The organism is Pseudomonas sp. 203-8, from assembly GCF_020708595.1.
Classification (GTDB): Bacteria; Pseudomonadota; Gammaproteobacteria; order Pseudomonadales; family Pseudomonadaceae; genus Pseudomonas; species Pseudomonas aeruginosa.
On record NZ_JAJFDF010000009.1, the window covers coordinates 151,131 to 162,728 of the forward strand.

General features: G+C 65.1%; 9 protein-coding genes. 3 read left to right on the top strand and 6 right to left on the bottom strand.

All coding sequences use genetic code 11. The features are described from left to right. Nucleotides 1-380 precede the first annotated feature (380 nt). Nucleotides 381-1,409 carry an AraC family transcriptional regulator gene (locus LJF27_RS21555; RefSeq protein ID WP_003451560.1) on the top strand — a complete coding sequence of 343 codons (1,029 nt, stop codon included), beginning with the start codon at nucleotides 381-383 and terminating at the stop codon, nucleotides 1,407-1,409. A gap of 15 nt (nucleotides 1,410-1,424) precedes the next feature. Here LJF27_RS21555 and LJF27_RS21560 read toward each other — a convergent pair whose 3' ends face one another. From LJF27_RS21560 to vqsR, 3 genes are all read right to left on the bottom strand, one after another. Then, nucleotides 1,425-2,639 (bottom strand): MFS transporter, encoded by a 1,215-nt coding sequence (locus LJF27_RS21560; protein ID WP_003113355.1) that lies wholly within the window; start codon nucleotides 2,637-2,639, stop codon nucleotides 1,425-1,427. Nucleotides 2,640-2,649: 10 nt separating this feature from the next. Continuing rightward, a complete protein-coding gene (locus LJF27_RS21565) occupies nucleotides 2,650-5,304 on the bottom strand; it encodes a TonB-dependent receptor (protein WP_003162157.1) in 2,655 nt (884 codons plus the stop codon). A 119-nt stretch (nucleotides 5,305-5,423) separates the two neighbouring features. Next, entirely contained in the window at nucleotides 5,424-6,230 is an 807-nt protein-coding gene (gene vqsR, locus LJF27_RS21570; RefSeq protein ID WP_003097562.1) for a transcriptional regulator VqsR, read from the bottom strand. A gap of 152 nt (nucleotides 6,231-6,382) precedes the next feature. On the opposite strand from vqsR, the gene LJF27_RS21575 reads away from it, so the two are divergent. Together LJF27_RS21575 and qteE are read left to right on the top strand one after the other, a co-directional pair. After that, the gene (locus tag LJF27_RS21575; protein WP_003451562.1) at nucleotides 6,383-7,486 is read left to right on the top strand and encodes a polyamine ABC transporter substrate-binding protein; all 1,104 of its coding nucleotides are present in this window, start codon (nucleotides 6,383-6,385) and stop codon (nucleotides 7,484-7,486) included. Between the two features lie 206 nt (nucleotides 7,487-7,692). Next, nucleotides 7,693-8,265: a quorum threshold expression protein QteE gene (gene qteE, locus LJF27_RS21580; RefSeq protein WP_003090369.1), complete on the top strand. Its 573-nt coding sequence runs from the start codon at nucleotides 7,693-7,695 to the stop codon at nucleotides 8,263-8,265. 29 nt (nucleotides 8,266-8,294) lie between these two features. Here the strand turns inward: qteE and LJF27_RS21585 are convergent, their stop codons facing one another. From LJF27_RS21585 to LJF27_RS21595, 3 genes are all read right to left on the bottom strand, one after another. Then, nucleotides 8,295-8,900, bottom strand: coding sequence for a LysE family translocator (locus LJF27_RS21585; RefSeq protein ID WP_003097564.1), 606 nt, complete (start codon nucleotides 8,898-8,900; stop codon nucleotides 8,295-8,297). A 67-nt stretch (nucleotides 8,901-8,967) separates the two neighbouring features. Next, the gene (locus LJF27_RS21590) at nucleotides 8,968-10,464 is read right to left on the bottom strand and encodes an efflux transporter outer membrane subunit (protein ID WP_049874895.1); all 1,497 of its coding nucleotides are present in this window, start codon (nucleotides 10,462-10,464) and stop codon (nucleotides 8,968-8,970) included. Between the two features lie 11 nt (nucleotides 10,465-10,475). Continuing rightward, nucleotides 10,476-11,594: an ABC transporter permease gene (locus LJF27_RS21595; protein WP_003122617.1), complete on the bottom strand. Its 1,119-nt coding sequence runs from the start codon at nucleotides 11,592-11,594 to the stop codon at nucleotides 10,476-10,478. Nucleotides 11,595-11,598 lie beyond the last annotated feature (4 nt).

Consider the following 11,598-nt stretch of genomic DNA (forward strand, 5'->3'; position numbering starts at 1 on the left):
CCCCGCTAGCCGCCGCCCGCCGCGGCGCTACGGTTTTCCTTGGCCAGCGGCCTCCCGAGCGCCGGCAAGCGGCGATGGCGCCTGAAGCTCAGGGCGACCGGCCCGCGCCACCACCGCCCACGACGATCATCCAGGCGCAGCCACCCCGGCGAGAGTGGCCGGGACGGCAGTGCTCAGCCGGGCCACGGCAAGCATGCACGACCGATCGGCACGGCGTCGCGGAGGCGCGGCTATACGCAGACCCCGCTCCTGTCAACCCCTTACGCAAGGTAGTGATTGCCGGAAGCCCAGCGTACGAAAATCAACCGAAACGACATCCGCATGGAATAACGAAGCCCTGACGCCTTCAGGGCGATAGCATCGCGTGCAAGAGGTAACCGATGAGCCCGTCCGAAAACATCCAGTACGATTTCGAGTGGCGACCACTCAACAACTACCTCGCCGTGCAACGCATCACGCCTCCGGACATACGTCAGGGTTCGGCTGCCGAGCCGCGCCTGCCCAGCGAAGCGCTCTACGAGTGGATCGTGCTGAACGGACGCTCCCCCCTGGAAGGCCTGAGCCTGGGGGAGCACTACCGCCTTTCCGACTACGGCGTCGCCGGGCTGGCATTGCAGAGTGCCGGCACCGTGGGCGAAGCCTTGCAACTGATCAAGACCAACATGCTGCTGTTCCGCAAGGATATCCGCGGGATCGCGGTGCGACGTTCCAGTTGCGACACCGTGGATGTGGATATCGACCTGCAGGACAAGCCGGACTGGCCGCAGTCGGCCCGGCTGTATCACGCCAACGTCCTGGCGTCGGCCGCCTACGCGGTGTTCCGCGACCTGCTGCTGGGCGAGCTGGAACTGGTCCGCCTGCGCCTCCCGGAAAGGAACGGCGACGTGCGGGCATACGAGGAGTATTTCCGGGTGCCGGTGTATTTCGCCGGCGCAGGCATCACCTTCACCCTCCCCGAGGAATTGCTCGAGGCCGAGATCGCCACTGCCAACTCCGCCGTGTTCCAGGCCTCGCTGGCGCTCGGCAGCAAGGCCTTCAACACCCGCGTCACCCGCGAGATGGGCGGCTACCGCCAACGCATCGTGGCACTGCTGGAGGTGCTACAGGACCGCTACCCGAGCATCGCCTGGGTCGCCCGGCAGTTGAAGGTCACCGAGCGGACGCTGCGCCGACGGCTCGCCGACGAGGGCACCAACTACCGGGAAGTGCTCGATCTGGTCCGCCACGACAGGGCGCGCCAACTGCTGCGGGACGAGCGACTGCGCATCGAGGAAGTCGCCGAGAGGCTGGGCTACATGGATACCTCCAGTTTTCGCCACGCCTTCCGTCGCTGGACGGGACAGTGCGCCAACGACTATCGCCAGGCCCGCCTCGCCGGCAAGACCGCGCGGCGCCAGGGCGAACGCTAGCCGGCATGATTCCCTTCAGGGCAATTTCTGCGGATAGGGGCGAAAGGCGAACAGGCTGCACGCAGCCAGGGAAAAAGCCGCGAGCAGCACCCATTCGGCCGTCCCGTAGCCTTCGGCGCGGTCGTACAGCCAGCCCAGCAGGTAAGCGCCGAGACTGATCGACAGGGCGAAGGTGAACGGCTGGATCGAACCGTAGATCACACCGAAGCTGCGCAGGCCGAAGTAGCGCATCAATAGGTACTTGGTGGTGCCGCTTTCCCCTCCTCCACCCAGGCCGACCAGGAACACCGCCAGCCATAGACCGCTCGGTGTGTCGCCCACCAGGAACCAGGCCATGCCGAGCACCGCCGCCAGGGCGAAGGGCAACGCCACCCGAGGCGTCGCCACGCGGTCGAGAAGCCAGCCCATCAGCGGCTGCGACAGCATCATGCCGACCCACAACGCCGACAGCGCGGTGCCCGCCTCGCCCCGGGACAAACCGCGCTCCACCAGCATCGGCACGCCATGGGTCATGATCCCGGACATCACGAACACCGCCAGTACCTGGTTGCCCAGCACCAGCCAGAAACTGGCGCTGCGCCAGGCCTGGGGCGCCGTCGATCCGCTCAGCGCGGTTTCCGCTACGGCCGTGCCGGCGGCCACGCCAGCATCCGGCGCTGGCTCGCGGAACAGCCAGGCCAGCAGCGGCAGCGCCAGGCCCAGTTCGAGCACGCCGTAGACCAGGAAAGCGCCGCGCCAGCCCCACGCTTCGAGGCTCTGGTGGCCGACCAGCAGGCCCAGCGGCCCGCCCACCCCGAAGCCCAGGCCTAGCAGGCCGTAGGCCACGCCCAGGCGTTGGCGGAACCAGAGTCCGAGGATACGTCCGTAAGGCAGGTTGCCTGGCGCCAGCAGGCCGATCAGCAGGAACAGCGCGTAGAGTTGCCAGACGGCATTCACCGCCGCCAGGCCGAGCAGCGGCAGCGACAGGGCCGCGGTCAGCCCGAGCATTGTCCGCCGCGCGCCCCAACGGTCGATCAGCCAGCCCTTGAGCGGGCTGGTGATGGCGACCGCCAGTCCGAACAGCGTCACCAGCAACGACACCTCGGCGCGGTCCCAGGCGTACTCGGCGCTCATCGGTGCGATGAACAGACTGAAGGTGTTCAGCAGGATGCCGGTGGGCCCGAGCATGATCGCCACCACCGACGCCAGCAGCACACCGCCGCTGGTCGCGGAAAATTCTCGTTGCGCCACGTCTGGCCCTCTAGAAGCGGTATGCCGCGCGTAGGTAGTAGAAGGCGCCGTTGAAGCCGATCTGCGAGGCATAGGTGTCGTAGCGCAGCACGTCGCCATAGGTGGTGTTCTGCGCGGGCAGCTTGTCCGGACGGACGTCGAACAGGTTGTCGGCGCCGGCGGTCAGCGTCAGGTCGGCGCTGAGCCGGTAGCGCGCGGCGATGTCGGTGATGTACTTCGGGTCGTTGACGAAATGGTTGAATTTCTCCGTCGACCAGGCGTCCGGCCCTACCGTGTAGTCGAGTTCCGAGCTGGTCCGGCCGTAGCGCGTCAGGCGCAGGCTGACCTCCCAGTCCTGGCGGCTCCAGGTGCCGCCGAGGGAAACCTGGCTGCGCGGGGTGGAGCTGGTGATCCAGGCGACCTGCTGGGCATTGAGCAGCGGCTCGCCGTTGGCGCCTCGATGGTTCTTGCGCAAGGTGGTGCGGTTGAAGTTGGCCGACAGTTCCCAGTCGACCTGCCCGTACTCGCCAAGCGCGACGAGGTAGTGACCGGTGATGTCGACACCGCGGGTGCGGGTGTCGGCACCGTTGGCCAGGTAGTGGGTACTGACCGTACTGGCACTGGCCGGCAACGAGATCCCCGCCGCGGCCAGGGCATCGATGGCTTCCTGGCCGGAATAGGTGGCGCTGTCGACGATGCGGTCGCGGATGCTGATCTGGTAGGCGTCGATGTTCAGCCCGACGTTTTCCCACGGGCTGAGTACCAGGCCAAGGTTGAAGCTGGTCGACTTCTCCGGTTGCAGTTCGTCGGCGCCGAGCATCTTCGCCGCCGGCGAGTTGGCCGCCAGCAGGCCAAGGGCGATGGTCGGGCCGACGCTGAGGCCGGTGTAGTGCTCCTGGACCAGGGACGGCGCGCGGAACCCGCTGCTTACGCTGGCGCGCAGCGCCACCCGCGGATCGAACTGGTAACGGGTGGCGAACTTGCCGTTGGTGGTGCTGCCGAAGTCGCTGAATTTCTCGTGGCGCACCGCCACGTCGACCTCCCAGGCTGGGGTCAGGGAGGTACCCAGGTCCAGGTAGGACGCCCAGGCGTGCCGCGACCATTGCCCCTCGCTGAGCGGCGAGAGGCCAGCCAGGGATTCCGCCCCGCCGCTGTAGTAGGACGCCGGGTCGCCGGCGTCGATGCGGTAGCTTTCCCGCCGGTATTCCGCACCCAGCGACAACGCCAGCGGAGCAGCGAGGAAATCCAGTTCGAATTCCCGCCCCAGGTCCAGGTTGCTGGTCCATTGGCTGTTGCGGTAGCGCGCCAGGTCGAAGCTTCTCGGGCTGTTGCCGGTTTCACGGTAGATCGCCGCGTTCACCGACTGGGTCATGCCGATATCGGGACGGTCGGCGCCGTAGCCACTGCTCAGGTCCCAGTGCCAGGCATCCAGCAGACGCTCGCCGCGCACCCCGGCGAGGAACGCATAGTCGTCCTCGTCGCTGTTCGGGCGCGGCGTGAAGCCGTCCGGATACAGCGTCGGCGCCACCGAAGCCAGGCGATAGTTGGCCGCCGAGGAGGCCTTGCGCCGGGTATAGGTGCCGAAGCCGTACACCTCGATATCGTCGCCCAACCCGAAACCCGAGTTGAGCGCCAACGATTGCCGGTGGAACGCGGGATCGCCCATGGAAATGTTGTCGCGCCGACCGGTGCGCTCATCGATGCCGCTGCGCATCGTGCGCTCCTGCTCGCGATATTCGGCGGTGAGGTTGACGAAGCCGCTATCGCCGAAGGCCAGCCCGATGTTCCCCCCGCCGCCATGGGTGAAGCCGTCGCCGTCGCCGGTCTGCCCGACGTCAGCGGCCGCCGACCCGCCGCTGTCGGCGGACTTGAGGATGACGTTGATCACCCCGGCGATGGCGTCCGAACCGTACTGCGCCGAGGCGCCGTCGCGCAGCACCTCGACCCGCTCGATGGCGTTGATCGGGATGGTGTCCAGATCGACGCCGGTGGAGCCCTTCTCCAGCCCGCCGCTGATATTGAGATTGGCCGTTTCGTGGCGACGCTTGCCGTTCACCAGCACCAGCACATGGTTGGGGCTCAGCCCGCGCAGCGACTGCGTGTGGGTCAACGCCGAGGCGTTGAACGGCTGGGCCTGGCGGGTCAGCGAGGGCAACAGTTTGACCAGCGCATCGCGCAGGTCGACCGCACCGCTGCTGCGTAGCTGGGTAGCGCTGACCACATCGATCGGGCTCAGGCTGTCCTGCGCCTTCACATCGCTCTTGCGCGTGCCGGTGACCACCACGGTGGACAAGGTCGGTGCCACCGTCGCACCTCGCGTCTCCTGCACAGGCGCCTGTCCGCGGCGCAGGACGAAGGCACCGCTTTCGTCCTGCGCGTATGCCAGCCCGCTGCCGGCCAGGGCACGCCGCAAGGCCTCCTCGACACTGAGCCGGCCGCGGATATCCGGTCCGCGCAACCCCGCCACCAGGCGCTGGTCGAAGGCGATCGGCACGTGTCCCTGGCGCACGATGTTCAACAACACCTCGGCCAGTTCGCCGGGCGCTATGTCGAATACCCGGGGCGCCGTGGCCACGTCGCGCGGCCCACCGTCGGCGGCCTGCACCTCGCCCTGCAGCGCGCAGGCGAGCCCCACCGCACAGAGCACCGGGGTCAACGAACGAGAGGAAAGACGTACATCGGGCATGGTCGAATCGTCCTGGATGGAATTCGCCCATGAGTGCAATCCGACGCCGGCTTTTTCAGCGTCGGGCAATATGAATTTCGCATAACCTTATGCGCCCGGGTTCCTCCGCAGGCGGCGCACTAGCGTGCGTCGGCGAGCCGCGGCGCGGGCGGGTTGATCAACAGCGCGAATATCTCGGAGTGGGACTTCACGTTCAGCTTCGCGTAGATGTGCCGGCGATGCACCTTGATAGTGGCGATCGACAGCGTCAGCCGATCCGCTATTTCCTTGTTCGAGTATCCATCCAGCATCAGCCGGATGACATCCGACTCCCGCGCGGTCAGCGGCGATATCAACCCTCTCCAGGGCTGGACTTCCACCTCCGCCGCTGCGATCGGTTTCGCCTCCTCCCTGACCGCATCCTCGAAGTGGATGCGTTTTTTCATCAGCGCGATGACCCACGGGCGAAGCAGCTCGAACAGCGCGATCTGCTCGGCACCGAAGCGGCTCTCGCTGCCCAACGACAGGCATAGGGTTCTTTCACCATCCAGCGGGACGTTATATTGAACTTCGTCCGTCACCACATAATGCGCAAAGTACGTATTGTAATATTCGGTCGTTTCGAAATCTTCGGAGACGATATCCGCAAGATGAAAAAGCCCGCCGCGCCGACAGTTCCTGGATACCTGGTAGAAAGGATCTTGCAGATAAAGTCCGGTTATATATCGACTGATCAGCGGGTCCGGCTCGACTTCTTCTCTCTCCTCCTCCATGAAGGAAAGAATCAAGGGACTGGAATCGCTGAATATCAGGGCCGCCCAGTTGTCGACGGGGGCGAACTGGCCGAGGGTCTGCGCCAGGATCCGCCAGAAGAACGGCCGGTCCAGCGCTTCGAGCAACTTTCCCAGTGACTCGTGCCAGGCGCCGCCGTGCAATGCGATATCCACACAACTACTCCTCTGGGATTAGTCACTCGGCGTTATGTCATGAAGAGTTCCAATGTGCATAATATCGATGCCTTCGAAGATAGCCACAGGTCAGAACTACCAGTTCTGGTAGGTGCAAAATCCAACTTGTTTCGTTTCGGAAAGGAAATCCAATGAAAAAAGTTTGTGCACTGGCGTTATCGATCCTGACGACGATCGGTGCGACAGCGGCGGACAGTGCATGGGCTGCGCAAACCAGCGTCCATCTTTACAACTGGTATGACTTCATCGCCCCGGAAACGCCCAAGGCTTTCCAGAAGGAAACCGGCACCCGTGTCGTCCTCGACACCTTCGACAGCGCCGAGACCGCGCAGGGCAAGCTGATGGTCGGCCGCTCCGGCTACGACGTGGTGGTGATCACCTCCAACATCCTGCCCGGGCTGATCAAGGCGGGCGTCCTCCAGGAACTCGACCGCGACCGGCTCCCCCACTGGAAGAACCTCGACGCGGACATCCTCGGGAAGCTTCAGGCCAACGATCCCGGCAATCGCTATGCCGTACCTTATCTCTGGGGAACCACCGGGCTCGCCTACGACGTGGACAAGGTCCGCAAGCTGCTCGGCCCCGACGCGCCCGTCGACTCCTGGGACCTGGTCTTCAAGGAGGAGAACATCTCCCGCCTCAGCCAGTGCGGCGTGGCCACGCTGGACTCCTCCACCGAGCTGGTGTCCATCGCCCTCAACTACCTGGGCCTGCCGCACAACAGCCAGAATCCCGAGGACTACCAGAAAGCCCAGGAACTGTTGCTGAAGGTTCGCCCCTACATTCGCTATTTCGACTCCTCCAGAGTCGACACCGATCTCTCCAACGGCAACGTCTGCGTGGTGGTCGGCTGGCAGGGCACGGCCTACATGGCCCAGGTCAACAACGAACAGGCCGGGAACGGTCGCCATATCGCCTACAGCATTCCCCGGGAAGGCTCGCTGGTCTGGGCCGAGAACATGGTGCTGCTCAAGGATGCACCGCATCCGCAGCAGGGTTATGCGCTGATCGACTACCTGCTGCGTCCGGAGGTCATCGCCAGGACCTCCAACTACGTGGGCTATCCGAATGGCAACCAGGCGGCGCTGCCGCTGGTAGAGCGGAAGCTGCGGGAAAACCCGGCGGTTTACCTGAGCAAGGAAACCATGGCGACCCTCTTCCCGCTGGAAACCCTGCCACTGAAGGTCGAGAGAATCCGTACCCGTGTCTGGAGCCGGGTCAAGACCGGGAGCTGACACCCGCCCGAGACGCCCCCTGGAAGCGCGGGAGCGCCCGGAGCCAGAAAAATCCAGCGAGGTCCGCCAGGACCGGCGTTCGCGTCTTTCACCGGGCGAGGCTCTGCCTCGTCCGTCAGGATGCGGCTTGCCGGCTGACCTGCGACCGATAGAGATACCTCTCCCCCAGGGCGGGAAAGCCCCGGGCATGCCTGATGGAGAAAACCATGCTTATCCATTTCTGCCCCAGGCTGCTGACGCCTGCGGGGTTCGACCTGCCGTGCGAGTTGATCGACATCCGCATCAAGGAGTTCGACCTGCACCTGCTTGGCGGGCGCGACGTGGTGGCGCGTCACCCCCTCCCCGACAAGCGCTACCACGTGGCCTGCCGCAAGTCCGGCTGCAAGGCGGTGAATGGCCTGCTGGTGGACGTGGAAAAGCACGTTCCGCTGTTCACCGTGGACACCCGCTGGAGCATCGACGCCGAAGTGGTCCTGCGCCACCGCGTCGAGTACGTGGTGCTCGACGCCGAGCACGATGCGGTGAGCGACTACATGCTGCTGTGGTGCGACGAGGTGCCCAACTACTTCCTCGGCCAGAGCACCCCGGCCATGCAGGTTCCGTTGATGGAACTGATGCGCGGCAATGCGTTGCAGACCGAGCGGCAAGATGTGTTCCGCCTGCCGACGCTGAGGTCCGAACGCCTGCGCCAGGGCAACGCCGATGCCAACCAGCATCTTCCGAGCCGTGAGCAGGCGTTCCACGTCAAGGCCGAGCAGATCAGCTATGGGCTGGCCTGAGCGAGCATCGAGGACCACGGATGGCACGCTCAGGCCGCCCGCACCATGGTATAGGTCAGGGAAGCTGAAAACAGTGCCAGGATGACCGAGGTGACCTTGGAGAACAGCGGGCCGGATATCGACCCCAGGTAGCCTTTTCGAATACCGGCCCCCAGCCCGACCCAAAGCATCCCGATGGGCGCCAGCACAACCAGGAAGGCCAGCAGCGAGATCGTGTAGTTGTTCCAGAAGTCGAGGAACGCCTTGCCGGGAAAGATCACGCTGGCGAAGATCAGCGCCTTCGGGTTCGACAGGGTTGCCACGAACAGGTGCAAGGGCCATCGGCGGAAGTTACCGGTCCCGGCACTGCGGATCGAGGCATTCCAGGTCTTCACCGCCAGGAGCGCCACATACAGCGCGCAGAGTGCCTTGGTCAGACTGATGATCCATGGATTGCTCTCGGACAGGCGCGCCAATACCCAGCCCCATGCCGAAATGGATAGCGAGTAGCCCAACGCCTCGAGCAGGATGAAGGGCGCCGCCCGCAGCGAGCCGAAATGGAAACCGGCGCTGAGCAGCAAGGTGTTGGATGGCCCCGGGACGACCAGGATGAGCGATGAAAACAGCATGATCGCGTAGATATCTTCGGCAAGCATGGTTCCCTCCAGCGAGAAGCCGTTGTTGTTTTCCTGTTGACGAACGCGTGGAACCGGGCGGCGTCCTTCAGCCACCCAGGGTCTTGTAGAGTGCGATCAATTGGGTCCTCAGCAGCGCCTCGCTATCGATCAGCTCGCGCTGCGCCTGCATGGACGTACGCTGGGCGTCGATTTCCTCGAGGAAGTCCACCTGCCCCTGGGCGTACTTGACCTGTGTCCATTCATAGGCCTGGCGGCTGCTGGCGGCCTTGTCGCGCATGTGCAGGTTGCGCTGGTATTCGGCGTGGTAGCGGCTCAGGGCATCGTCGACCTCCTGCCAGGCGCCCAGCACCGTACGCTGGAAGGTCACCGCGGCCTCCTGCTGCTCCAGTTCACGCAGACGCACGACGGTTCGCCTGCGGCCGGCATCGAACAGCGGCAGGTCGAGAGTGGGCCCGATGCTCCAGGCGCGACTGCCCCATTCGCCGAACTTCCCGTCCCGGTAGGACTCGTAGCCGAAGCGCGCGCCCAGGGCGATGCTCGGATAGAGCGCCGCCTTGGCGATGCCGATGTCCGCGGTGGCACGGTGCAGGGATTGCTCCGCCGCACGAATGTCAGGTCTCTGCCGGACCAGCTCGGAGGGCACGCCGAGCCTGAAATCGGGCAACGCCCTTTCCAGCACGTTGCCCGGCTTCGCCTCGAGCGCCCGTGCCAGGGCGCCGGGACGTTCGCCCAGCAACACGGCGATGCGGTTGGTCGCTTCCGTCTCGCTCGCCTGCCAGGCCGGCAGCCGTCCGCGCAACGCCTCCAGCTCAGCTTTCTGCCGCTCGACATAGAGCTCATCGGTCAGGCCTTCGCCCGCCCTCACCCGCACCAGGCGCAGACGCTCCTCGAGCATGCGGATGTCCTCCTCGAGCAGACGGATCTGGCGTTGTGCGGTACGCACATCGATATAGCTCCTGGCAACCTCGCTCGAGATACTCAACAGCGTGTCGTCGAGCGCGGCCGCGGCCATGCCGATCTCCGCCCGGGCCGCCTCTACCGAACGTCCGACCCGCCCCCAGAGGTCCGGCTCCCACGAAGCGTCGAAGCCTGCCTGGTACAGCGTGAACGGGTCGCCGAGGGCTTTCTCCAAGGCCTCCCGGTTGCCCGGCTCGGTAGCCTCCAGCAAGCGGTTGTTCATACCGTAGAGGCTCTGTTTCTGGCGCGACACTCCCCCTTCCAGCGTCACTTCCGGCAGGTAGGCGCTGGAGACTATCCGGCGCTGCATACGAGCCTGGGCGAAGCGCAGGATAGCGCCATGCAGTTCCGGGTTGGCCTGTATCGCCCTGGCCTGGAGGTCGTCCAGCACCGGATCGCCGAACACCTTCCACCAGGCTTGGTCGCGCAGTCTTTCGCCCTCGTGTCGGGTACTGCGCAGGGCTTCCGGCCCGCTGTGCCAGTCGCCCCAGCGTTGTGGAGAAACGCTTTGCGGCGGCTGGTAGTCGGGGCCCACGGTGCAGGCGCTCGACGAGAGCGACAGCAGCAGCACCAACCCGCGCAGGACACCTGCGCCTGACCTGGTATGAAGATGAATAGCGTGCATGGCATGCCCCATCAGACGAGTCGATTGCGAAACAGCCAAGCCGCCAGCGGCAGGGTGACTGCGGCGACGCTCAGCATTGGAATGAAGTTCCCGGAAATGTCGGCCAGGCTCGCGCCTTCCAGGTACACCCTGCGCACCAGGTCGATGGCGAAGCGCAACGGGTCGGCGTAGGTCAGGATCTGCAGGGTTTCCGGCATGCTGTGGATAGGCGTGATGAGACCGGAGAGCAGGATCAGCGGCATCATGATGACGAAGGTGTAGACCATCGCCTGCTGCATGTTGGCCGACAGTGCCGAGACCGACAGGCCGATGCCGACGCACGCGGTAGTGAACACCAGCAGACCCAGATACAGGTCGAGCAGCGAACCGGCCATTGGGATGCGGAACCAGAAAAGACCGATGGCGAGGATCAGGGTCGACTGCAGGAGGCCGATGAGGACCGACGGCACCGCCTTGCCGATGAGGATTTCCAGCGGCGTCAGCGGAGTCACCAGCAGTTGGTCGAAGGTGCCCTGCTCACGCTCCCTTGCGACCGAGAGCGCGGCCAGCATCAGAGTCTGGATCATGCTAAGAGCCGCGATCAGGCCTGGCACGATATTCCAGCGGGTCTCCAGGTTCGGGTTGAACCAGGCGCGCATCTCCAACTGCACACGTGGCTGCCCCTGGCGCAGATAGCGCGCGTTGAACTCGCCGACCAGGCGGCTGATGTGGCCCGCAGCCATGCCGGCGGTGGTGGAGTTGCGACCGTCCAGGATCAATTGCAGGTCGCTGCCTCGCTCCCTGGCCAGGCGCTCCTCGAAATCGGGGCCCATGTGCAGCACGAGGAGGGCATCGCCGCCATCGATGACCCTGGCAATATCTTCCACCCGCCGCAGGGTCTCCACCCGCTGGAAGACCCCGGTGGAGTCGAAGCGGGCGAGCAGTTCGCGGGACGCTGTCCCGTTGCTCTGGTCAAGCACGGCGTAGGGCACGTAGTTGAGGTCGTAGGTCGCGCCGTAGCCGAACAACAGCGTCTGCACGATCGCCGGCGCGATGAGGATCACACGGTTGGCGGGATCCTTGACGATGGCCAGGAACTCCTTGCGACAGAGGTACAACAGGCCGCGGACGACCGAGATGAGATTGGCCATGGCG